21 protein-coding genes are annotated in these 23,689 nt (G+C 59.0%); 13 read left to right on the forward strand and 8 right to left on the reverse strand.

Going from position 1 to position 23,689, the window contains the following annotated elements; translation table 11 throughout:
• The first annotated feature begins 20 nt into the window (after positions 1–20).
• The 3 genes from fdhD (at position 21) to ACKZ62_RS27200 (ending at position 3,891) form a co-directional block, all read left to right on the forward strand.
• Positions 21–860, forward strand: coding sequence for a formate dehydrogenase accessory sulfurtransferase FdhD (gene fdhD / locus ACKZ62_RS27190; protein WP_032884958.1), 840 nt, complete (start codon positions 21–23; stop codon positions 858–860).
• A complete protein-coding gene (locus ACKZ62_RS27195; RefSeq protein ID WP_032884956.1) occupies positions 857–3,205 on the forward strand; it encodes an FdhF/YdeP family oxidoreductase in 2,349 nt (782 codons plus the stop codon). Before fdhD ends, ACKZ62_RS27195 begins: the two co-directional genes overlap by 4 nt.
• Positions 3,206–3,411: 206 nt before the next feature.
• Positions 3,412–3,891 (forward strand): glycine zipper domain-containing protein, encoded by a 480-nt coding sequence (locus ACKZ62_RS27200; protein WP_032884954.1) that lies wholly within the window; start codon positions 3,412–3,414, stop codon positions 3,889–3,891.
• Between the two features lie 66 nt (positions 3,892–3,957).
• Here the strand turns inward: ACKZ62_RS27200 and ACKZ62_RS27205 are convergent, their stop codons facing one another.
• From ACKZ62_RS27205 to ACKZ62_RS27215, 3 genes are all read right to left on the reverse strand, one after another.
• Entirely contained in the window at positions 3,958–4,389 is a 432-nt protein-coding gene (locus ACKZ62_RS27205; protein WP_447096087.1) for an acyl-CoA thioesterase, read from the reverse strand.
• 23 nt (positions 4,390–4,412) lie between these two features.
• A complete protein-coding gene (locus ACKZ62_RS27210) occupies positions 4,413–6,350 on the reverse strand; it encodes a RecQ family ATP-dependent DNA helicase (protein WP_339484048.1) in 1,938 nt (645 codons plus the stop codon).
• A 224-nt stretch (positions 6,351–6,574) separates the two neighbouring features.
• The gene (locus ACKZ62_RS27215; protein ID WP_122682156.1) at positions 6,575–7,750 is read right to left on the reverse strand and encodes a tetratricopeptide repeat protein; all 1,176 of its coding nucleotides are present in this window, start codon (positions 7,748–7,750) and stop codon (positions 6,575–6,577) included.
• Positions 7,751–8,007: 257 nt separating this feature from the next.
• On the opposite strand from ACKZ62_RS27215, the gene ACKZ62_RS27220 reads away from it, so the two are divergent.
• The 3 genes from ACKZ62_RS27220 (at position 8,008) to ACKZ62_RS27230 (ending at position 10,020) form a co-directional block, all read left to right on the forward strand.
• Positions 8,008–8,421, forward strand: a complete 414-nt coding sequence (locus ACKZ62_RS27220; protein ID WP_260368046.1) for a hypothetical protein — start codon at positions 8,008–8,010, stop codon at positions 8,419–8,421.
• A 269-nt stretch (positions 8,422–8,690) separates the two neighbouring features.
• Positions 8,691–9,047: a DUF1493 family protein gene (locus ACKZ62_RS27225; protein WP_095186348.1), complete on the forward strand. Its 357-nt coding sequence runs from the start codon at positions 8,691–8,693 to the stop codon at positions 9,045–9,047.
• Positions 9,048–9,156: 109 nt separating this feature from the next.
• Entirely contained in the window at positions 9,157–10,020 is an 864-nt protein-coding gene (locus ACKZ62_RS27230; protein WP_241150151.1) for an EamA family transporter, read from the forward strand.
• Positions 10,021–10,077: 57 nt separating this feature from the next.
• On the opposite strand, the gene ACKZ62_RS27235 is transcribed toward ACKZ62_RS27230, so the two are convergent.
• Complete coding sequence (locus ACKZ62_RS27235) at positions 10,078–11,619, reverse strand: phosphoenolpyruvate carboxykinase (RefSeq protein ID WP_032884949.1); 1,542 nt, start codon at positions 11,617–11,619, stop codon at positions 10,078–10,080.
• A 179-nt stretch (positions 11,620–11,798) separates the two neighbouring features.
• Positions 11,799–12,701 (reverse strand): Hsp33 family molecular chaperone HslO, encoded by a 903-nt coding sequence (hslO, locus tag ACKZ62_RS27240; protein WP_032884948.1) that lies wholly within the window; start codon positions 12,699–12,701, stop codon positions 11,799–11,801.
• Positions 12,702–12,827: 126 nt separating this feature from the next.
• On the opposite strand from hslO, the gene ACKZ62_RS27245 reads away from it, so the two are divergent.
• Positions 12,828–13,631, forward strand: coding sequence for a phosphatase PAP2 family protein (locus ACKZ62_RS27245; RefSeq protein ID WP_122764501.1), 804 nt, complete (start codon positions 12,828–12,830; stop codon positions 13,629–13,631).
• Positions 13,632–13,694: 63 nt separating this feature from the next.
• Here the strand turns inward: ACKZ62_RS27245 and ACKZ62_RS27250 are convergent, their stop codons facing one another.
• Positions 13,695–14,102 (reverse strand): RNA-binding S4 domain-containing protein, encoded by a 408-nt coding sequence (locus ACKZ62_RS27250; RefSeq protein ID WP_032884944.1) that lies wholly within the window; start codon positions 14,100–14,102, stop codon positions 13,695–13,697.
• A 116-nt stretch (positions 14,103–14,218) separates the two neighbouring features.
• Between ACKZ62_RS27250 and rimA the strand changes: the two genes are divergently transcribed.
• Genes rimA through rimK form a run of 3 tightly spaced genes read left to right on the forward strand, consistent with a single transcriptional unit; the run spans position 14,219 to position 16,396 of the window.
• Positions 14,219–14,998 (forward strand): S6 modification regulatory phosphodiesterase RimA, encoded by a 780-nt coding sequence (rimA, locus tag ACKZ62_RS27255; RefSeq protein WP_122756732.1) that lies wholly within the window; start codon positions 14,219–14,221, stop codon positions 14,996–14,998.
• A 13-nt stretch (positions 14,999–15,011) separates the two neighbouring features.
• Positions 15,012–15,494: a retropepsin-like aspartic endopeptidase RimB gene (gene rimB / locus ACKZ62_RS27260; protein ID WP_032884940.1), complete on the forward strand. Its 483-nt coding sequence runs from the start codon at positions 15,012–15,014 to the stop codon at positions 15,492–15,494.
• Entirely contained in the window at positions 15,491–16,396 is a 906-nt protein-coding gene (gene rimK, locus ACKZ62_RS27265) for a 30S ribosomal protein S6--L-glutamate ligase (RefSeq protein WP_003171022.1), read from the forward strand. The genes rimB and rimK overlap by 4 nt, the downstream gene beginning before the upstream one ends.
• A 140-nt stretch (positions 16,397–16,536) precedes the next feature.
• Here rimK and ACKZ62_RS27270 read toward each other — a convergent pair whose 3' ends face one another.
• The gene (locus tag ACKZ62_RS27270; protein WP_032884939.1) at positions 16,537–17,850 is read right to left on the reverse strand and encodes an ATP-binding protein; all 1,314 of its coding nucleotides are present in this window, start codon (positions 17,848–17,850) and stop codon (positions 16,537–16,539) included.
• Positions 17,851–17,966: 116 nt separating this feature from the next.
• Positions 17,967–18,707 (reverse strand): osmolarity response regulator transcription factor OmpR, encoded by a 741-nt coding sequence (gene ompR / locus ACKZ62_RS27275; RefSeq protein ID WP_015373500.1) that lies wholly within the window; start codon positions 18,705–18,707, stop codon positions 17,967–17,969.
• 356 nt (positions 18,708–19,063) lie between these two features.
• Here ompR and ACKZ62_RS27280 point away from each other — a divergent pair, with 356 nt between their 5' ends.
• From ACKZ62_RS27280 to gshA, 3 genes are all read left to right on the forward strand, one after another.
• The gene (locus ACKZ62_RS27280; RefSeq protein WP_095186289.1) at positions 19,064–21,400 is read left to right on the forward strand and encodes a Tex family protein; all 2,337 of its coding nucleotides are present in this window, start codon (positions 19,064–19,066) and stop codon (positions 21,398–21,400) included.
• Positions 21,400–21,783, forward strand: a complete 384-nt coding sequence (locus ACKZ62_RS27285) for a PaaI family thioesterase (RefSeq protein ID WP_050442803.1) — start codon at positions 21,400–21,402, stop codon at positions 21,781–21,783. The genes ACKZ62_RS27280 and ACKZ62_RS27285 overlap by 1 nt, the downstream gene beginning before the upstream one ends.
• A gap of 214 nt (positions 21,784–21,997) precedes the next feature.
• The gene (gene gshA / locus ACKZ62_RS27290; protein ID WP_095186290.1) at positions 21,998–23,581 is read left to right on the forward strand and encodes a glutamate--cysteine ligase; all 1,584 of its coding nucleotides are present in this window, start codon (positions 21,998–22,000) and stop codon (positions 23,579–23,581) included.
• Positions 23,582–23,689 lie beyond the last annotated feature (108 nt).

Here is a 23,689-nt window from a genome sequence, read left to right on the forward strand (position 1 = left end):
TCCGCCGGTGGTACTGCCCCATGAACGCCAAGCGCCCAGTCTGCGCGGCGCCCGCCTCTGAAACGCCCGCGCCCGCCGCCAGCCAGAGCTACCAATACTGCAATCTCGAACACACAGAGGTCGCCAGCACTGCGTTGGCGGAAGAAGTGGCGTTGGCGATCGCCTATAACGACATCAGCCAGGCAGTCATGTTGGTCACGCCGACGGACCTGGAAGACTTTATCGTCGGCTTCAGCATCGGCAGCGGCATTATCGCCGACGTTAGCGACATCTATGATCTCAAACTCAGCGGTTCAGGCTCGACCCAGTACGCTCAGGTGCAGATTTCCAGCCGCGCGTTCTGGAATCTCAAGCAACAACGTCGCCAGTTGGCGGGCACCAGCGGTTGTGGTTTGTGCGGTGTAGAAGCGGTGGAACAAGCCTTGCCGGACCTTAAGGTCCTGCCCGGCGCACCACTGCCACCCGCCGAATGGCTTGATGGTCTGCGCCAGCGCATCAGCGCCTTTCAGCCTCTGGGCCAATACAGCGGCGCGGTGCATGCGGCGGTGTTCATGAACAGCCAAGGCGAACTGTTGATGGGCCGCGAAGACATTGGCCGGCACAACGCGCTCGATAAATTGATCGGTGCGTTGATCCGCCAAAAGATCCCGACCGATGGCGGCCTGGCGATTGTCACTAGTCGTTGCAGCCTCGAATTGATCCAGAAAGTTTTGCGCGCAGGCATCCAGACCCTCGTCAGCCTGTCGTCGCCCACCGGCCTAGCCCTGCAATGGGCCCGCCGGCACAACCTCAATCTCATCCACCTGCCGCAGAAAAGTGCGCCGCGGGTCTACAGCCCTGCGATGGAGAACCAGCCGTGAGCAATCATCATCAAGCCGACCAAACCCCAACCCCGCGCTACAAGCCTTACAAAGGCCCGGCGGGCGGCTGGGGCGCGCTGATCAGCGTGGCACAGGCGTGGTTGACCAGCGACAACGCGCTGAAAAACCTGCGCATGATGCTCAAGACCAACCAGAACGGCGGCTTTGACTGCCCGGGCTGCGCCTGGGGCGACTCGCCGGAAAGCGGCATGGTCAAGTTCTGCGAAAACGGCGCCAAAGCGGTCAACTGGGAAGCCACCAAACGTCGTGTAGACGCTGCATTCTTCGCCAAACACAGCGTCACTGCGCTGCTGGAACAGAGCGATTACTGGCTCGAATACCAGGGCCGCCTGACCGAGCCGATGCGCTACGACGCCGAAACCGACCGCTACACACCCGTCAGCTGGGAAGCAGCCTTCGACCTGATCGGCCAGCACCTCAACGCACTGCCAAGCCCGGATATGGCCGAGTTCTACACCTCGGGCCGGGCCAGCAACGAGGCGGCGTACCTGTATCAGCTGTTCGTGCGTGCCTACGGCACCAACAACTTCCCGGATTGCTCGAACATGTGCCACGAGGCCAGCGGCGTGGCCTTGGCGCAAAGCGTGGGCGTCGGCAAAGGCACCGTGACCTTTGATGACTTCGAACATGCCGACGCGATTTTCGTCTGGGGCCAAAACCCCGGCACCAACCACCCGCGCATGCTTGAACCGCTGCGTGAAGCGGTTAAACGCGGCGCCCAGGTGGTGTGTATCAACCCGCTGAAAGAGCGCGGTCTGGAACGTTTTCAGCACCCGCAACACCCGCTGGAAATGCTCACCAACGGTGACAAGCCGACCAATACCGCCTACTTCCGCCCAGCACTGGGTGGCGACATGGCTATCCTGCGCGGCATGGCCAAGTTCCTGCTGCTGTGGGAACGCCAGGCGCAGGCCGAAGGCAAGGAAGCCGTGTTCGACCACGACTTCCTCAACGAACACACGGCCAACGTGCTCGATTACCTGGGCCAGATCGACGACACCTCGTGGGATGAAATCGTCGCGCAATCCGGCCTCCCACTGGTGGAGATCGAGCAAGCGGCACGCATGTACGCCAAAGGCAAAAACGTAATCATGTGCTGGGCGATGGGCATCACCCAGCACCGCCACTCGGTACCGACCATCCAGGAAATCGCCAACCTGATGCTGCTGCGCGGCAACATCGGCCGCCCAGGCGCCGGCTTGTGCCCGGTGCGCGGCCACAGCAACGTGCAGGGCGACCGCACCATGGGCATTAACGAACGTCCACCGGTGGCGTTCCTCGACGCCCTGGAGCGTCGCTTCCAGTTCCAGGTGCCGCGTACCAACGGACACAACGTGGTGGAAGCGATCCACGCGATGCTTGAAGGCCGCTCCAAAGTGTTTATCGGCCTGGGCGGCAACTTCGCCCAAGCTACCCCGGACAGCCCGCGCACCTTCGAAGCACTGCGTAATTGCGACCTGACCGTGCAGATCAGCACCAAGCTCAATCGCAGCCACCTGATGCACGGCAAGGACGCGCTGATCCTCCCGTGTTTGGGCCGTACCGACATCGACATCCAGGCCGACGGCCCGCAGGCGGTCACGGTGGAAGACTCGTTCAGCATGGTTCACGGCTCCAATGGCCAACTGCAACCCCTGTCGAAGCTGATGAAGTCCGAGCCAGCAATCCTGGCCGGCATTGCCGCCGCGACGCTGGGCAGCAAGCCGGTCGACTGGAACTGGCTGGTGGCCGATTACAGCCGTATCCGCGACCTGATTGCCGATACCATTCCAGGCTTCAAGGACTTCAATGACAAGATCAAAAACCCAGGTGGCTTCTACTTAGGCAACTCCGCCGGCGCGCGCCGTTGGAACACGCCTTCGGGTCGCGCCAACTTCCGCCCGAACATCCTGCCCAAAGACTTGATCCACGAACGCACCCACGCCACTGGCCGGGTACCGGATCTGATCATGCAGTCGATGCGCTCCCACGATCAGTACAACACCACCATTTATGGCCTGGATGACCGCTATCGCGGCGTGAAAGGCCAGCGTGACGTACTGTTCGTCAACGAAGCCGACATCATCCGCCTGGGCTTCAAGCCGGGGCAGAAGGCTGACATCGTGTCGCTGTGGGAAGATGGCCGTGAGCGTCGCGTGAAGGGCTTCACGTTGCTGGCGTTTGATATCCCGGCGGGGCAGGCAGCCGCTTACTATCCGGAAGTGAACCCGCTGGTGCCGCTGGAAAGCACCGGGGACGGCAGCCATACGCCAACATCGAAGTTCGTGGCGATCCGCTTGGAAGCCGCAAGCGATAATGGCCTGATCATGGCCCGTACAGCCTAACTGATCATTTCGGACACAAAAAAGGCCGCTTTTGCATAAAAGCGGCCGTTCCGAAGTAGTTAAAGACTCTCAAAAACCACTTAAGTTCCCGATTAAAAACAGTAACTTAGAGGATTGTGTACAACTCGTGTTACTGGTCGGAATTCTATTGTCACAATGTCAATACAGCCTCAGGATCGCGCCGTCATCCTCTTGAGGTTTCCCGAATGAAGTTCTCCTCGATTCTCTTGTTGTCCCTTGGCCTGGTCAGTGGCGCAGCCATGGCCGGTGGCACCACCGAAGCCGGTGTAGGCGGCGCATTGGGCGGGGTTCTAGGTTCTGTCGTCGGCCAGCAGTTGGGCGGCAACACCGGTTCGACCATCGGCGCGGCCCTCGGTGGCGCAGGTGGTAGTGCGGTCGGCGCTGACAAGCGCAGCCGTGGCGAAGCCGCTATTGGCGGCGCCCTGGGCGCAGCCGGCGGCAACGTCGTAGGCCGCAGTGTCGGCGGTAGCACAGGTGCACTGATCGGCTCGGCTGCAGGCGGTGGCGCGGGCGGTGCACTGGGCAACTACATGGGCAACAAGAGCGATGACGATGATCGTCGTGATCGTGGGCGCGACAACCGTCGCTATGACCGTGATGACCATCGCGGCCGCGGCCATGCCTATGGGCATCGCAAGAACAAGCATCACTACCGTCACCGGTAATCTCTAAAAAACGCCGCAAAACCAATGTGAGAGCAAGCTTGCACCCTCTCACATTGGTTTTTGCCGTCAGACCACCAACCGCTGCAGCGCCTCGCGCAACACTCCCGGAATGGTCACCGGCTGGTTCGACCCCCGATCCACAAACACATGCACAAAGCGCCCCGCCGCGCAGGCGTCCTCTTCGCCGGTCTTGAACACCGCCAACTCATACTGCACTGAGCTATTGCCCAACTTGCCCACTCGCAAGCCGATGTCGATACGCTCGGGAAAGGCAATCGACGCGAAGTAATCGCACGCCGAACTCACCACGAACCCCACCACTTCGCCGCCATGAATATCCAGCCCGCCCTGCTCGATCAGGTAGGTATTCACCGCCGTGTCGAAAAAGCTGTAGTAGGTGACGTTATTCACGTGACCGTACACATCATTGTCGTGCCAGCGCGTAATGATCGGCTGGAAGTGGGGGTAATCGGCACGCTGTGGCACTGAATCAGGCATGGGCACCTCTGGTGAAAGTGGGTTTACAGGTCATTCAAATGGACTTCGGCCCAACTGCGTACTTCGGCATAGGGATAGTCTTCCAGCGCAGCAAAACCGGGAATGCTCCGCGCCTTCAGCTTGGTAAACAACGGCACACTGATACCCCCGAGAAAGCGCGTCAGTCGCTCGGCACCGGGCAGTTGGCCCGTGTGCTCATGATGCCTGTGGATAAAATCACCGCACAGCTCCATGAAATTTTTATCCACAAGCGGCGGCAAGCCCGGCGGTGATGGCAGGTGCGCCACATGGCCGTGACAGACCGAGCAATGTCCGCAGCGATGGGGGGCTTTTTCATCACCAAAATAATGGGCCAAGCGCTGGCCCAAGCAGTGATCGGTGGCAAACAGATCGAGCATGGCGTGAATCCGCGCCACTTCTGTCACCTCGTGGTGCTTAAAGCCTGTGTATAACTCGGCGCTTAACACCTGTGGATCAAATTCGGTATTCAGCAGGCTGTAGACCTCAGTCATCTGCTTGCTTTCCAGCTCGATCAGGCCTTGCTCCTGGAAGTAATCCAGCGCCTTCACCACACGATTGCGCTCGGCATTGTGCTGCTGATACAGCGCGTCGAAATCCACCGTCGCCCAGGTCTTAGCACGCTTGCACACTTGAATAATCGCCGCGACAAACTGCTGCCGCTCACCGGAAAACCGTGCCAGTAACGCTTCGGGCTCAATCAGGTATTTGAAGCGGTATTCGGCATAAAACGCGTAGCGCGGCGCGATCACGCCTTTGAGCTCCAACTGCACCAGCAGGGTCTTGAGTGGCAGCTCGCGGATATTGCTGTGGTCCGACAGCGACCTCAGTAAAAACTCCCACTGCCCTTCACTGCGCGCCGCCTGCAAATCCTCCAGCACCCGGCGGATCCCCTCCTGCTCAGGCGTGTCACCGTACACAAAGTTTTCCAGCACATTGAGGCTGTCACGGTTGGCCAACACCAGGCAGTCCGAGGGCTGTCCATCACGCCCGGCGCGGCCTATCTCCTGGCTGTAGTTCTCGATGGATTTGGGCAGGTCAAAATGCACCACATTGCGGATGTCACTCTTGTCGATGCCCATGCCAAACGCGATGGTGGCGACAATGCAATTGGAGCGCCCGCCCATGAAGCGCTGCTGGATACCCTCACGTCTGTCGTGGGGCAAGCCGGCGTGATACGCCTCGGCCTGTATGCCATTGCGGTTCAGATGCTCGGCAATATGCTCGGCGGTTTTTTGCAGGGTGACGTAGACGATGCTCGGCTGGTTGGCCCGTTCGCTCATCCACTGCACCAGGCGACGGCGTTTGTCCGCGCCGCTGACCGGTTCGACCAACAGGTTCAGGTTCGGCCTATAGAACCCCGTAGTCACCACATCACCCGGCGCTATGGCGAACTTCGCCTGCATATCGGCAATCACCTTGGGCGTGGCTGTAGCCGTCAGCAGCAGCGCTTGTGGGATCTTGAACTGACGCTGGTAGTCCGGCAGCTTCAGGTAGTCCGGGCGAAAGTTATGGCCCCACTCGGAAATGCAGTGCGCCTCGTCCACCACCAGCAGAGAGATCTGCACACTTTGCAGGAAGTTGCGGAAGCGCTCGTTCTTCAAGCGCTCCACGGAAATCATCAGGATTTTCAGCTCACCGGAACGGGCGCGGGCCATCACGTCATTGGCGTCGTCACGACTCTGGGCCGAATCGATACTACCCGCCGAAATGCCATGGCGCTGCAAAAAGCCCAACTGGTCCTGCATCAGTGCCAACAGTGGCGAGACCACCAGCGTCAGGTGCGGCAGCAACACTGCTGACAGCTGATAACACAGGGATTTACCCGACCCAGTAGGGAAAATTGCAGCCGCCGAACGACCGGCCAGAACGGCGCTGACCGTTTCTTCCTGACCCAAACGAAACTGTGGATAACCAAAGACCTGCTGGAGGGTGTCGTGCATAGGCTGTCACTCCATTGACCGCTGAAGGTGGCTTAAAAACGTAGCCCAGTAAGCTCAGCGGATCGAGAAAGGTCGCATGGAAAAAGAGACAGGATGATACACAGGCTGGGAGATGGCCCAGGGCCGAAGTGGGAATAACCTGATGATGCAGTAGGAAACACACCGATCCAAATGTGGGAGGAAGCAAGCACCTCCCACATCTTTAGAACTGCACTACAGCTGAATCAGCGGTTCTGCACCCGCTCAATCGCCGTGTCATACACCGGGTTGGCTTTCTGTTCCTTGGCCAACTGGTAGTGACGCAGCGCATCCTGGAACTGCCCCGCCGCTTCGTAGATCCGCGCAATGTTGTAGTAGGCACCTGCACGCACGGTCGCAGCATTGGCGCCGGTGGCAAGGGCGATAGCCTTGCGGTTGGCCCAGATCGACTCGGCAGTGTTACCGGCTTTCTGATACGCCAGGCCGAGGTTGCCGTAAGCCTTGCCGAAGCTGTTATCCAGATCGATGGCCTGACGGAAGTAGTCAATCGCCTGATCCAGATTGCCTGCCTGGTAAGCCGCTTCACCTTTCAGGTTCAGCTTCTTCGCATCAGTCTGTACGGAAGAGCTAACGGTGACTGCGGTGACCGCGACGCTGTCATCCAGCAGCGGTTTGACTTCGTTCAGCACATTGGCGGCATTCACTGTCACGCCACTGAAGGTGTTGATGTCCTGGAAGTCGCCGCTGCCGGTCATGCGGAACACCGTCCACAGGTTGCCGCTGCGGTTCTTAGGCACGTAGTAGGTGCGCACCAGCGATTGGCCCATGTACACGAACACCTTGGCTTCGCTGTCGGACAACTGGCGCGAGCCTGGGTTGCCGCCATTACTGTAGTCGTGCACGGCATAGACGTAGCTTTCGCCGTAGTGCTTTTTCTGCAGGGTGATGGTTTCCGGGCCGTAGCTGTCGGTGTCATCCACATCCAACTCGGCGTCGGTACCCTTCTGGTTCTCGAAATAGATGTTATTGCCGGGGAAAATCATGTGGGAGTCGAGGTCACTCGGCGTCTTGCCCCAGGTCAGCACCACACGCAGGCCATCGAGGTTTTCCATCACCGGGCTGATGGCGTAGGTCATGCCCGCGCATGGGCACTTCACCACCAGGTTGGAGTAGCCGGGCTTCTTGATGATCAGCAGGTTGCTCGCGTCATCGGCGGCCTCACTGGTCAGCGTCACTTGGCCCTGGGCGTTGGTGCGACCCACCACATTCTGCGCGCCGTTGCGTTGCAGTAGCACTTCGGCGTCGGCGATTTTCTGATCCTTGACCACGGCGCTTAGCACTTCAATCGGCAACTGTTCGGCCTGGACGGAAAAAGCCAACGCACACAATGACATCGCCGAAGCGACACGAAGCAAACCCATGCTTAACTCCCTTTAAGTAGTGGGCGGAAATCGCCCTACAAGATTTTGCGGTGAAACATACGCTTAATTCAGGCCACTGGCGGAGTTTTTGTAGAAAATGTGATGCCAAGCCACAAATGCCTGAAACAGTCGTAGGAAATTTCCACAGGTCACGACATCTCCTTCCCAAACTGCTCCAGATACCCGCTTAACCCTCTACAGAAGTTACCCGTCGCTGAATGAAAATAGCGCGGCCTCAACTTTCCCGGCAGAAACCTGTGAACATCGAAAGGACTCAATACATTGGCCACTACGGCATCACCTTCGCGGTGATTCGGTTTAGCGTTCTACCCGCCCATCGACAAACACTGGCAAACCTCTGTCTTTTGGAAGCCGGCACCCGCGCAACCGAAGTTCGCTATCGGCTGGCGGATCTCTACGGAAAAATGTTACCCGGTGATTTGCCTTGCAAAATGACTGTCGCAATCGCTAAGCCGCTGAACCGGCAGCAGGCAGATTTGCTCAATGAACGCGGGCGCCTTATCGCTCTAGCGTTAGCGGGACTTTTCAGTGCGCCAATTCACCCGTTTTCAAAACCAATAGCGCGCGCCGCTGCCACCCCTGTGGGTGCGATCACCAAAAGTATTAGTCGCAGCTATCCCCTCGAAGCCATGGAATGTCAGAAGCCATGACTATCTGCGTTCAAATTGTCGCCTTTGTGGCGCTATACCTTGTTTTGAATCACCAAATCACAACCCCAATACTCAGAAGGCGATTTGCTATCACGTTGCTCGCGACAGGCGTTACGTTGGCATTCCTACTACCCTACGTAGCAGTAATCCTTAAAATGCCCCTCCTGTCTGTATTCCTATTCTTGATAGGCTTGGCACTCTTCATCACCCGAAACAAATTCCGCTTGAAACGCGACCTCCCTCTTCACCCACTCCTGCGTGCCCCCACCATGAACCTCGCCCCCGACTTCCCCGAAGACCCCGTCATGCAGCAACTCCTGCAACTGCTGCACGAAGAAATCGGCCTGCCGAAACACAAGACTATCCGCCTGCAAACCTCACTCAATTTCGACCTGGGCTGTGACGGCAGTGAAGCCAAGCAACTGATGGAAGCGCTGGAGCAGGAATTCGCACTCGACCTGGGCGACTACGACACTTATCGTTACTTCAACCCGCCGGTCTTTGATGTGTTCCTCAAGCGTCGGGCCAAGGGGCGCGGCAACAAGGTTCCACTGACCATCGGCATGCTCTATCTCGCCATCAAGACTCACAGCTGGGACACGCAGACGCTGGAAAACCTGAGCTAACACGCAGCCCCCTGTAGGAGCCCGGCTTACCGGCGATGGCGGTCTTGAGGTCGCCATTGCCGGCAAGCGGGGCTGTTAAAGGAAATTGAGTCTTCAGAAAGGACGATACATGGACGTAACAATGGGCCTGCTGGCCGCCCTGCTCTGGGGTGGCACGGATTTCCTCGTGGGCCTCAACGCCCGGGCTGTCGGCGTTAAACGCGCCGTTTACTTTGGCCAGGCGCTCGGCTTCCTGATCATGACCTTGCTACTGGTCATGTTGCCGACCTTTCTCTTCAAATCCCTCGACGCCCCGCTAAGCGTCTGGCTGCTGGGCATCGCAGCCGCGCTGCTCACCGTGTCCGGCGCTCTCGCGCTGTCCAAAGCCTTCGCCATGGGCAAAGCCGCGATCGTTGCACCACTGGTGACATCGTACGGCGTGGTCACTACCTTATTGTCCTGGGCCAGCGGCGAGCACATCAGCCTTATACAACTCGGTTGCATTGCCCTATGCGTCATCGGCGTGATCCTCTCCAGCATCCACAAGGACAACGGCGTACCCCACAACAACCCCCGCCTATCCATCGCCTACGCCATGCTCGCCGCACTGTTGTACGGCGCCAGTTTCTGGCTGCAAGGCCGCTACACGCTGCCCGCGTTGGGACCGATCACCATGCTTTGGTTGGGTTATCTGGTGGGCGTGTGCGTACTGGTAATGATGGTGCTGAAGATCAAAGACGGCCTGAAAATCCCGCCACTGAAAAACTGTGCGACGCTGACCGGCGCGAGCTTGATGAACCTCGGCGGGTTCTCGGCGTTTTCATGGGGTGCGATGGCGGGGTCGGTTTCGGTGGTGACGGTGATCAGTACGTTGTCAGGTGGGATTGCGGCGATTCTGGGATTTGTGTTTTTCAAGGAGCGGCTCACTGCGGTGCAGGTGCTGGGGGTTGTATTGGTATTGATCGGAGCAGTAGTTCTGCACATCGCCGACTGACCTTTCGCGCATAAAAAAGCCGCCCACAAGAGGCGGCTTTTTCACAACACGCGAATCTTACAACTTAGGACCCGCAGCCTTGATCGCATCGCTCACTTCAAACTTCTTGAAGTTCTCGATGAACAGACCCGCCAGCGCCTTCGCTGCTTCATCGTAAGCGGCCTTGTCAGCCCAGGTATTACGTGGGTTCAACAGGCCGGTTTCAACACCCGGTACGGCCAATGGCACGTCGAGGTTGATGGTGTCGAGGTGTTCGGTTTCAGCACCGATCAACGCGCCGCTCTGGATCGCTGCGATCACACCGCGAGTGGTCGGGATGTTGAAGCGCTTGCCTACGCCGTAGCCGCCGCCGGTCCAGCCGGTGTTGACCAGGTAGACCTTGGAGCCGAAGCCGCGGATGCGCTTGATCAGCAGCTCTGCGTATTCGCCGGCTGGGCGTGGGAAGAATGGCGCGCCGAAGCAGGTGGAGAAAGTCGACTTGATGCCGCTACCCGACCCCATCTCAGTCGAACCCACCAATGCGGTGTAGCCGGACAGGAAGTGGTAGGCCGCTTGTTCTTCGCTGAGGATAGACACTGGTGGCAGTACGCCGGTCAGGTCGCAGGTCAGGAAGATCACTGCGTTTGGCTCGCCGCCCAGGTTCTTCTCGGAACGTTTGGCAACGTGCTCCAGCGGGTAGGCGGCGCGGCTGTTCTGGGTCAGGCTCACGTCGGCGTAGTCGGCGTGCTTGGCGTCGTCGATCACGACGTTTTCCAATACTGCGCCGTGCTTGATGGCTTTCCAGATAACTGGCTCGTTCTTCTCGGACAGGTCGATGCATTTGGCATAGCAACCGCCTTCGATGTTGAACACCACGCCTTCGCCCCAACCGTGTTCATCGTCACCGATCAGGTAACGGCTTTCGTCGGCCGACAGGGTGGTTTTACCGGTGCCGGACAGGCCGAAGAACAGGGTCACGTCGCCCGCTTCGCCGATGTTTGCGGCGCAGTGCATCGGCAGTACGTCGGAAGCCGGCAGCAGGAAGTTCTGCACCGAGAACATGGCTTTCTTCATTTCACCGGCGTAACGCATGCCAGCGATGAGTACTTTTTTCTGTGCGAAGTTGAGAATCACGCAACCGTCGGAGTTGGTGCCATCACGCTCTGGCACGCACTCGAAGTTAGCCACGTTGAGCACTTGCCATTCGTCACGGCCGGCTGGGTTGTACTGGGCCGGGTTGATGAACAGGCAACGACCGAACAGGTTCTGCCAGGCAGTCTGGGTGGTCATTTTCACAGCCAGGTAGTGGTCTTCGGCAGCCCCTACGTGAACGTGGGAAACGAAGTGCTCTTGCGCGTTGTTGAAAGCCTCGACGCGAGCCCACAGGGCATCGAACTTGTCGGCCGGGAACTTGCGGTTGATCGGGCCCCAGGCGATGGCGTCCTGGGTGGAAGGCTCTTCAACGATGAAACGGTCGACCGGCGAACGACCGGTGCGATGACCGGTTTCTACGACCAGTGCGCCAGTATCGGCAAGCACGCCTTCACCGCGCTGCAGGGCTTCTTTGACCAGATCGTCAACACTCAGATCGGTGTATACGGCGTTATTGGCTTGCGTCATGAGGTTCCCCGTCGGCCTATGGCCGAGTGCTCCAAACGTTTTGTAGTAGAAAGTTGCGCACTACTACCGCGAAAAAAGTGGGCCGGATTATGCCAGAAAAGCCCAAAAAGAGTAGGGCCCTCCCGTCAGAACACCTCTAATCCGGCATTTGTCAGGTGATTTACCTGTGCTTAAACGTTTTAGTGGCGGGTGTCGGATGGCGTGTCGATGCCTGCGCCAGCGAACAATTGAGTGACATCGGCAGCATCGAACAGGTAGCGCTGGTTGCAGAACTGGCAGTCGATCTCAATATTGCCACCGTGTTCCACCACCAGATTTTGCGCATCTTCCAGACCCAGGCTGACCAATGCGCTACCTGAACGCTCGCGGGAGCAACTGCAATGGAAGCGCAAGGTTTGCGCGTCGAACAGGCGCACAGGTTCTTCGTGGTAGAGACGATGCAGGATGGTTTCGTTGTTCAAGCCCAGCAGTTCTTCGGCTTTCAGGGTGTCGGCCAGAGCGATGGTGTGCCGCCAGCTTTCAGCGCGATCGTCGTCGTCCTTAATGCGGTCGGCCGGCAATTGCTGCAACAGCATGCCACGGGCGCGTTTGCCGTCTGCGTTGAGCCAGAACTTGGTGCCGACTTGTTGGGACATCACGAAATAGTTAGTGAAGCAATCCGATAAGGTTTCGCCGTCGAGGTCGACGATGCCCTGGTAACGCTGGCCTACGGTCGGGTCGACGGTGAGCGCCAGGACGCCGTTGGGCATCAGGTCCGCCAGCATGGCGTCCGGGGCAATCAGATCAGCGTCATAACGGGCCAGGCCGCGGATTTCACGTTCGCTGGAGCACTCGATCATCAGCAGCGGGATCGGGCCTTCGGAGCGGGCCTGCAGGATCAGCAAACCGTCAAACTTCATGGTGCCGACCAGCAACGCCGCAGCGGCCATCAGCTCTCCAAGCAGTTGCGCGACCGGCTCAGGATAGGGGTGCTTGGCGAGGACTTCGGCGTAGCTGAGTTCCAACGAAACCATTTCGCCGCGGGCGTCGCTCTCGTCGAAGATGAAGCGTTGGGTGAAGTCGGTATCCGGTAGATCAGTCATAGGTCTGGGTATCTGAATTGATGACAAATTGATTACAAGGTTTATAGAATTAAACGCTTTAGCACCGTTTTGGTGCGAATTTCTCCTGGAAACAGAGAGTTTAAATAGAGCGAAGAGGGACAGTTTATGAACAATCCGGGTTTGTTCCAAGCCAAGTGGAACCTCCGGCGATGGGCTCTGTGCAATCTACTCGCTATCGCGCTGCTGTGTTTTTGGCTGTGGCCCACGGGCCAGATGCTCTGTGTGATTTTCGACGAGTGGCTGTTTCATCTGCTCAATGACCCTCTGGCCACTAACGCAACGTGGCTGCACATTTGGGCCGTGGCCAGTTTGCGACCGTTTGATGCGGTGGTCGGGGTGATCCTGCTGTCGCTGCTGGTTCGCGGCGACTGGGTGTTCAAGGCCGTGCAGGTGCGTCAGGCGCTGTTAGGTTTTGTCGGCATTTTGTTGCTGCTGTTGTTTATCCGCATGCTGTTTTCCAAACTTGCGGCACAGATGGGCTGGCAGCACAGCAGCCCGTCGATGGTGATCGGCGGGGCCATTCAGATGAGTGATTACTTTCCTGGCCTGGAGAAGACCTGGGAGCTGAAGGACCGTTCGAGCCAAAGCTTCCCTGGGGATCATGCGTCTGTGCTGTTGATTTGGGGGATGTTTATGACGGTGTTCGCCAAGCGCATCGGCCAAGTGCTGGTGATCTGGGGCCTGGCGCTGTTGTTTATGATGCCGCGGCTGGTGGCAGGTGCGCATTGGGGGCAGGACGATTACATCGGCGGAGTGCTGCTGGCGCTGTTGGCATTGGGCTGGGGGTATTACACGCCGTTTGCGGCAAAGGTGTCGGGCGCTTTGTTACACGTGACGACGCCGATCTTCGGGTTACTTGGCAAGCTGCCGGTGATCGGAGGATTGAGCGTCGTGCGCACATCCCCTTAACGCTGCAGGCCGAATAAGCGAGGGGGCTGGCTCCCTCCCTAATTCGGCTGGGGTTATGCGCAATCAGTCATCACTGCCACTGCCGCGAAACTTGAAGAGATCGCGGCGTTGCTTCTTGCTCGGCTTACCATCGGTGGTCAGGCCTGAAGCCCCCGCCTTGCGCATCGCCGCAGCATTTTCGCGCTTGGCGATGCTAGCGTCGGTCTCGGTGTAGAGCGCCTGAGCTTCAGGTGCGCCACGACGCACGATGGAAAGTGCTTGGACCACAATGGTCTTTTCATCAAAACCGGTACGAATCTGAAACTCATCGCCGACGCGTGGCTCCTTGCCCGGCTTGCAGCGCTCGCCACGATGGTGCACCTTGCCACTCTCTATCGCCGCCTTGGCCAGGGCACGGGTTTTATAGAAACGCGCGGCCCACAGCCACTTGTCCAGGCGAACCTTTTCTTCCTCTTCCTGCTTTTGAGCCACTTGAATTCCTCGCTCTGAAAAATGTCGCAACTTTACCGTTGAAACCCTTCGACGCATAAACCTCAAGGCTCACCTAAGATACGCCAGGTAGCACCCTGTTTTCGCGAGGATACGCCGTGACCGACTTTCCCACTTCACTCACCTCGCCTGACCAGCGCTGCGTAGGCTGCCAGCAAAGCGAGCCCCTGGGTTTCGATTTTGCGTTTGCCTACCAGCCTATCGTAGACCTTCGGGATCATTCGATTTTTGCCCACGAAGCCTTGGTGCGCGGTACACAAGGCGAAGGTGCGTTGTCGGTGCTGAACCAGGTTAACGAAAGCAATCGCTACCGCTTCGACCAACGCTGCCGCACCCAGGCAATTGCCGGCGCAGCAGCCATGGGGATGCAAACCCATCTTTCCATCAATTTCATGCCCAACGCCGTGTACCGTCCGGAGTTGTGCATCCGCAGCACCCTGGAGGCGGCTCGCGCACACAATTTCCCGCTGAACAGACTGATTTTCGAGACGCTGGAAAGCGAGCATGTAGATAACTATCGCCATTTGACGAATATTCTGCGTGAATACCGCGAATTCGGCTTCAAGACCGCCATCGACGATTTCGGAGCGGGCTATTCGGGGCTGAATCTGCTGGCCGATTTCCAACCTGACTTGATCAAACTCGACATGGCTCTTATCCGCGATGTCGACAAGGATCGTGTCCGCCAGGTAATCGTCCGGGGGATTGTCACAATCTGTGAGCAGTTGAACGTTACTGTCATCGCCGAAGGCATTGAAAGTGCCGGAGAGCGAGACTTTCTGTCTGACTGTGGAATATTTCTCATGCAAGGCTACTGGTTCGCCAAGCCCGCATTCAAAGCCCTGGCCGAGGTTTCACCGAAAGCTTGGGCTAATTGACCGGTTACCCATATTGAAGACATTTGACCATTTGACCGTTGTGGGTCTGCGTGAGTGGGTGGCACTTCCCGACTTGGGAGTGGCAGGCCTGCGCGCGAAGATCGACACAGGTGCCAGCACCTCAAGCCTGCACGCCACCGATATCGAACCCTTTGAGCGCGACGGTGAGAAGTGGGTGCGCTTCACTGCGCATCTGGGCAGTGTTGTGCAACTGCGCCACCGCCGCTGCGAAGCGCCTTTGGTGACGATGAAAACCATCAAGAGCTCCAACGGCCATGCGCAGGTGCGCTATGTGATCAGCACCACCCTGGCGTTGGGTGATCGGGTATGGCGGGTGGAGTTCACCCTGGCCTGCCGCAAGGCTATGCGTTACCGCTTGCTGCTGGGTTCCAAGGCGCTGATTGACGGCCAGTTGGTGGTCAACCCCGGCATCAAGTACGTTCAAGACAAGCCGGTGTTCCCGGTCTCTACTATTTCTGCCCCAGGTGCTGCATGAAGATTGCTGTGCTGTCGCGAAACCCGCGTCTGTATTCCACCCGCCGCCTGGTCGAGGCCGGCACCGAACGTGGCCACGAAATGGTGGTGATCGACACGTTGCGTGCCTATATGAACATTGCCAGCCACAAGCCGCAGATCCATTACCGAGGCAAACCGCTGGAAGGCTTTGATGCCGTAATCCCGCGGATCGGCGCTTCGGTGACGTTTTATGGCTGCGCGGTGCTGCGCCAATTCGAGATGATGGGGGTGTTCCCCTTGAACGAGTCCGTGGCCATTGCGCGCTCGCGGGACAAATTACGTTCGCTGCAACTGCTGTCGCGCCGGGGGATCGGCCTGCCGGTCACCGGGTTTGCCCACTCACCCGATGACATCCCGGACCTGATCGAGATGGTCAACGGCGCGCCACTGGTAATCAAGGTACTGGAAGGCACACAGGGCATTGGCGTAGTGCTGTGTGAAACCGCAACCGCGGCGGAGTCGGTGATCGAGGCATTCATGGGCCTCAAGCAGAACATCATGGTGCAGGAATACATCAAGGAGGCAGGGGGTGCGGATATCCGCTGCTTCGTGGTGGGCGACAAGGTAATTGCGGCGATGAAGCGCCAGGCCAAACCTGGAGAGTTTCGCTCCAACCTGCACCGCGGCGGCAGTGCCAGCCTGATCAAGATCACCCCTGAGGAGCGCATGACCGCGCTGCGGGCGGCCAAGGTGATGGGGTTGGCCGTGGCGGGGGTAGATATCCTGCGTTCGAACCACGGGCCGCTGGTGATGGAAGTCAATTCATCCCCGGGCCTGGAAGGTATCGAAACCACCACTGGCAAAGATGTGGCGGGGATCATCATTCAGCATCTAGAGAAGAATGGTGGGCCGAATATGACCAGGACCAAGGGCAAGGGCTGATAAAACGCAGTCTGTGGCACACGTAAACCAAATGTGGGAGGGGGCTTGCTCCCGATAGCGGTGGATCAGCCAGCTTATTGGTAGCTGACCCACTGCAATCGGGAGCAAGCCCCCTCCCACATTTTGATCTGCGTTGTTTGTTAGACCGCGTCTCGGGGCAACATCAAGCCCAACGGCAAACGCACCCGCGCCTCAAGGCCGCCGCCTTCGCGATTACGCAACTCAACATTGCCACCATGCATCGAGGCAATTCGTCGCACGATTGCCAGCCCCAGCCCCGTGCCTTTGCCACCGCGTGCACGGTCCCCACGAGTAAACGGGTTGAAGATGCCCTCCAGTTCCGCCGGGTCGATCCCCGTGCCACGGTCCATCACACTCAGCACCACATAAGGTGCAGCGCTGTCGCCCGAAACGTACGCCGCCACTTCCACATCAGAACCGGCGTGATGCAAGGCGTTGCCAATCAAATTGTTCAACAGGCGCTTCATCGACACACGTCGCAACGCAAACGGCTGGATCGGCTCAAGGCGCATCCGTACTTGTTCGCCGTTCTGGTTATAGGGCGCAACCACCTCGCGCACCAAATCCGTCAGGTCGACTTCCTCAACTACCTCATCGCGGCCATCGCGGATAAACGCCAGAAACTGATCGAGAATCGCGTCCATATCCTCGATATCGCGGACCATGTCGTCGGTCAGATCGGTATGGTTGTCCATCAACTCCAGGGACAGTCGCAAGCGTGTCAGCGGCGTGCGCAGGTCGTGAGAGACACCGGCCAGCATCAACTCGCGTTCGCGCCCGGCCTGTTCGACATCCTCTGCCATCTGGTTGAACGCGCCGTATACCTCGGTCATTTCACTCGGTGTATCGCTGACCGGCAGGCGCACGCTACGCCCCTGACCCAATTGCCGGGCGGCAAACACCAATCGTTTAAGGGGTTGGTTGAGCTGGCGCACAAAGATCCACGCGGATGCTGTGGAAAGCAGCCCGATCGCCAAAAACCAGCCCAACACGTTCCAGATCTTCTGCCCCCGCAAAGGATGAGGGTACAGCGGTACTTTCAGCCAGTCCTCACCCAGGCTCGGCGCACGTACCCACAATGCAGGAGACACATGCATACGCAGCCGTACTTCGGTGTCTTCACCCAGTTCGGCCTGCATTTGGCGCTGGTAAATCTCGCTATAAGGCCAATGTTGCTCGCCTTCCGGCACACCTGCACCCGCCACGCGTACCAGAGTGGCGGCCTTGGCAATCTTCTCGCGGTTCTCGGGATCGGCGGCCCAATAGGCGCGCAGCGTCAAAGCCACACCGTGGCTGTACTGTCGATCCACCAGCACATCTTCGTTCATCAGCAGATAAACCAGCGTGAGCGCTTTGGAAAACAGAACGACGATCAGCACCAGCCAAAGGGTGCGGGAGAAGAAACTTTGTGGGAACCACAGCGGGGTTTTCATAGATGAAAGCTGGACACCTTGCAGGAACGAGCGGCGCTCGCAGAATTGCAGACGCCGGGCATCCCGTCGACCCTCATGGAGTCAAACGCCAGGATGCCCGCCCTGCAAATCATCGATCACTTGGTTGCGGTGCCATCCGGCACAAACACATAACCCACGCCCCAGACAGTCTGGATATACCGTGGCTTGGAAGGGTCCGGCTCGATCATCCGGCGCAGACGGGAAATTTGCACGTCGATGGAGCGCTCCAGGGCGTCCCATTCACGACCACGAGCCAGGTTCATCAGTTTGTCGCGTGTCAGCGGCTGGCGAGCGTTCATCACCAGCGCCTTGAGCACGGCGAATTCGCCGGTGGTGAGCATGTGCACTTCATCGCCGCGCTTGAGTTCGCGGGTCGCCAGCGACAGTTCGTAGTCGCCGAAGGTAACGCTTTCGTCTTCGCTGCCTGGCGCGCCCGGTACTGGCGGTGCCTGACGGCGCAATACGGCTTTGACCCGTGCCATCAACTCATCCGGATTGAAGGGTTTGGCCAGGTAGTCATCGGCGCCCAGTTCAAGGCCCTTGATGCGGCTCAGCTCATCGCCCTTGGCGGTGAGCATGATGATTGGAATCTGATTGTTCGCGCCGCGCAGGCGTTTGCATGCGGTCAGGCCATCTTCGCCGGGCAGCATCAGGTCGAGTACGACCAGGTTGAATACTTCGCGCCCCAGGAGGCGATCCATCTGCTCGGTGTTCGGCACCGCGCGGGCACGGTAGCCCTTGGAATTGAAGAAACGCTCCAGCAGGCTGCTCAGCCCTGGATCGTCATCAACGATGAGAATTTTTTCGCCTTCAGCAGTTTGTGCAGTGCTGCTCATTAGATGCTCCTCTTATCTCGGCGCGCATTATGGCGTAGCTGTCGTTATACGCACCGTGTGCATTGTTAGCAGATTTTTCCTCAACTGCCAGCAAACCCGCGCCCTACAACCACCCGCGCAGTAGCCCTCAAGGACAAAACGCTGGTTATAATGCGGCGCCCTCATACAGGGCGACGTCAGATCGTTACCTTTTTACTGCCAAGCTTTTTTACCCGCTTGTCGCGATTTTTCCGATTTCGAGGGTCAATAGGCTGCCTCTTGACCCAGGCAGCGGCGCCAGTCGGGCCGCTCAACCAGCTGCGCAAGGCCTTGTTTTCCGGGCCTGCGAGCTGCTTCTAAGAATTTCAGGTGGTTTTATGGACAGCATCAACAGCCGCATCGCCGAGGAACTCGGTGTACGCCCACAACAGGTCGAAGCGGCCGTCGCTCTACTGGATGAAGGCTCCACGGTGCCCTTCATCGCCCGTTACCGAAAAGAAGTGACAGGCAGCCTCGACGACATCCAACTGCGTCACCTGGAAGAGCGCCTGCGCTACCTGCGAGAACTCGACGAACGGCGTATCAGCATCCTCGCCAGCATCGAGGAACAGGGCAAGCTGACCCCGCAGCTTGAGCGCGACATCAAGCTCGCCGACACCAAAACCCGCCTCGAAGACCTTTACCTGCCCTACAAACAAAAGCGCCGCACCAAGGGCCAGATCGCCCTCGAAGCCGGCCTGGGCGAACTGGCCGACGGCCTGTTCAACGACCCGTCGCTGACCCCGGACACCGAAGCCGCGCGCTTCGTCAACGCTGAAAAAGGCGTTGCCGATGTCAAGGCAGCCCTCGAAGGCGCCAAGTACATCCTCATGGAGCGCTTCGCCGAAAACGCCAGCCTTCTGGAAAAACTGCGTACCTACCTCAAGCAGGAAGCCATCATCAGCGCTCGCGTCATCGCCGGCAAAGAGGAAGAAGGCGCTAAATTCCGCGATTACTTCGAACACGACGAACCGCTCAAGAGCATGCCGTCCCACCGTGCACTGGCGATTTTCCGTGGCCGCAACGAAGGCATTCTCAGCTCCGCACTCAAAGTCGGCGACGAGCTGCCGGGCACCATGCACCCGTGCGAAGGCATGATCGGTCAACAATTCGGCATCCAGAATCAGAATCGTCCTGCTGATAAGTGGCTCGGTGAAGTAGTGCGCTGGACCTGGAAGGTCAAGCTCTACACCCACCTGGAAACCGACCTGCTGGGCGAATTGCGCGACGGCGCCGAAACCGAAGCGATCAACGTCTTCGCCCACAACCTGCACGACCTACTGCTGGCCGCACCAGCCGGCCCGCGCGCCACCCTGGGCCTCGACCCGGGCCTGCGCACCGGCTGCAAGGTCGCCGTGGTCGATGCCACCGGCAAGCTGCTGGACCACGCCACCGTGTACCCGCACGTGCCGCATAACAAGTGGGACCAGACCCTCGCGATTCTGGCCGCCCTGTGCGCCAAGCATTCGGTGGACCTGATCGCCATCGGCAACGGCACCGCCAGCCGTGAAACCGACAAGCTTGCCGCCGAACTGATCAAAAAATACCCAGCCATGAAGATGACCAAGGTCATGGTCTCCGAGGCGGGCGCTTCGGTGTACTCGGCGTCGGAACTGGCTTCCAAGGAATTCCCGGACCTCGATGTGTCGATCCGTGGCGCGGTATCCATCGCCCGTCGCCTGCAGGATCCGCTGGCCGAACTGGTGAAGATTGACCCTAAATCCATCGGTGTCGGCCAGTACCAGCACGACGTGTCACAGCTGAAGCTGGCGCGTGGCCTGGATGCGGTGGTGGAAGACTGCGTGAACAAGGTTGGCGTGGATGTAAACACTGCCTCGGTCGCGCTGTTGGCCCGTATCTCCGGCCTGAACACCACGCTGGCGCAGAATATCGTCACTCACCGAGACGAAAACGGCGCGTTCAAAACCCGCGCCGCGTTGAAAAAGGTCGCTCGACTGGGCGAGAAAACCTTCGAGCAAGCCGCCGGTTTCCTACGCGTAATGAACGGTGACAACCCGCTGGATTCCTCGGCCGTTCACCCGGAAGCGTATCCGCTGGTGCAACGCATCGCCGCCGAGACCGACCGCGACATCCGTTCGCTGATCGGTGACGCTGCGTTCCTCAAGCGCCTGGACCCGAAGAAGTACACCGACGAAACGTTCGGCGTACCGACCATCACCGACATCCTGCAAGAGCTTGAAAAGCCTGGCCGCGACCCACGTCCTGAGTTCAAGACCGCCGAGTTCCAGGACGGCGTCGAAGACCTCAAGGATCTGGAGCTGGGCATGATCCTGGAGGGTGTGGTGACCAACGTGACCAACTTTGGCGCGTTTGTGGACATCGGCGTGCATCAGGATGGTTTGGTGCATATCTCCGCACTTTCGGAGAAGTTCATTAAAGACCCACGTGAAGCGGTGAAAGCCGGTGATGTGGTCAAGGTCAAGGTCATGGAAGTCGACATCCCGCGCAAACGCGTTGGTCTGTCTATGCGTATGAGCGACACCCCCGGCGAGAAAATCGACGGTGCCCGTGGCGCACGCCCAGGCTCGGCGCCGCGCCAGTCGCAGAACCGTTCCGAAAGCAGTCAACCGCGCAAGGAAACCGCAACCGCGGCGCCAAGCAACAATGCCATGGCCTCGCTGTTCGCCAACGCCAAGCAGTTGAAGAAACGTTGATGGAAATCCCGGCCGGTTTGACTCAGAGCGCCTTCAGCGAACTGATCGGCTGCCGCCTGCAACGCCTGGAAGAAGGCGTTGCCGAGGTGGCCCTGACCCTGGAGCCGCACCTGCGCAACCGCGCGGGCAAGCTCCATGGCGGGGCGATTTTCAGCCTGGTAGACATCACCATGGGGCTGGCCTGTTCCAGTTCCCATGGTTTCGACCAGCAGAGCGCGACCATCGAGTGCAAGATCAACTACATCCGCGCCGTGGAAGACGGGGATGTGCTGTGCACCAGCCGTGTGATTCACGCCGGCCGGCGCACCCTGGTGGTCGAAGCCGATGTGTATCAGGAGGAACGACTTGTCGCAAAAGCACAGGGCACCTTCGCTGTCCTATAGCTCACCACCCACGATTTGAGTTAATTTCGGCGCTGCGATAACGGCGTCGGAATTTTCCTGCTGCGCTATGGCCCAATTCATGGAGTGAAGTAGGCTTTTTTACCGCGGGTCAAATCGACTCACAACCAGGCGATCACGCCAGTTTTAACTTCACCCTTGTAGACCGTCCTGCCCACCCCCATATTGGGGCGACTGACGCGTGAAGGAATCCAACTTGAGCGAACTTCTCAACCGCCGCCTGGCTCTGCTCGGCAAGCGCGAACACCTCTCCCTGCTAGAGCAGTGCCTGCATGGCATCGAGCGTGAGTGCCTACGTGTCACGGGTGAAGGTCGCCTGGCGCAAACGCCGCACCCGGAAGCCCTGGGCGCCGCGTTGACCCACGAACAGATCACCACAGACTACTCGGAATCGCTGCTGGAGTTCATCACCCCAGCCCTGCCCAACCCGGCCGATACTCTGAGCAGCCTGGACAAGATCCACCGCTTTGCCTACACCAAGCTGGGCAGCGAATACCTGTGGAGCCCCTCGATGCCGTGCCCGTTGCCGGCCGAGGAAGATATTCCGATTGCCTACTACGGCACCTCCAATATCGGACAGCTCAAGTACGTGTACCGCAAGGGCCTGGCCCTGCGTTACGGCAAGACCATGCAGTGCATCGCCGGCATCCACTACAACTTTTCCCTGCCGGAACAGTTGTGGCCGTTGCTCAAGGAAACTGAAGGGTTCGTCGGCACCGACCGCGACTATCAGTCCACGGCTTACATCGCGCTGATCCGCAACTTCCGCCGTTACAGCTGGCTGCTGATGTACCTGTTCGGTGCCTCACCGGCCCTGGACGCGGGTTTCCTGCGCGGTCGCTCGCACCAGCTGGAAGTGCTCGACGCCGACACCCTCTACCTGCCCTACGCCACCAGCCTGCGCATGAGTGACCTGGGTTACCAGAGCAACGCCCAGGCCGGCCTAACGCCGTGCTACAACGACTTGGCGAGCTACACCGACAGCCTGCGCGAAGCGGTAGCAACGCCCTACGCGCCTTACGTCGAAATCGGCACGCACAAGGACGGTGAGTGGGTACAGCTCAACACCAACATCCTGCAGATCGAAAACGAGTACTACTCCAACATCCGCCCCAAGCGCGTGACCTACACCGGTGAACGACCAATCCAGGCGCTGGTGGCACGCGGCATTCAGTACATCGAAGTGCGTTGCCTGGACATCAACCCGTTCTTGCCGATGGGCATCGACCTGCCCGAGTCGCGCTTCCTCGACGCGTTCCTGCTGTACTGCGCGCTGAACGACAGCCCGTTGTTCGCCAACAACGCGTGCGGCAATGCCACCGCTAACTTCCTCAGCGTGGTCAAGGAAGGTCGTCGTCCGGGCCTGCAATTGCAGCGCGACGGCGCGCCGGTGGACATGAAGGAATGGGCCACCGAGCTGTTGGAGAAGATTGCACCGTTGGCCGCCCTGCTCGATCAGAGCCATGGCATCAGCGAGCACAGCCAGGCGCTGGACGCCCAGCTTGCTAAGGTCAACGACCCATCGCTGACCCCTTCGGCGCAGGTACTGGCCGCGATGGCCGAGCGCAAAGAGAGTTTCGCGCAGTTCTCCCTGCATCAGAGCGAGTTGCATGCCGAGTATTTCCGCCGTGAGCCGTTGCCCGCAGAAGAGCAGGCGCGCTTTGAGGACCTGGCGCGCAAATCGCTGGCGCAACAGGCGGAACTGGAGCAGAACGAAGTGGGCGATTTTGATGTGTTTGTGGGGTCGTACCAGGCGAGCATTCTCGCCATCAGTAACTAACTGAAGCCGGACCCGGCTCAAAATGTGGGAGGGGGCTTGCCCCCGATAGCAGAGCGTCAGTCACCCATCAGTGGCTGAGCTACCGCCATCGTGGGCAAGCCCCCTCCC

This window comes from Pseudomonas sivasensis (genome assembly GCF_052938085.1).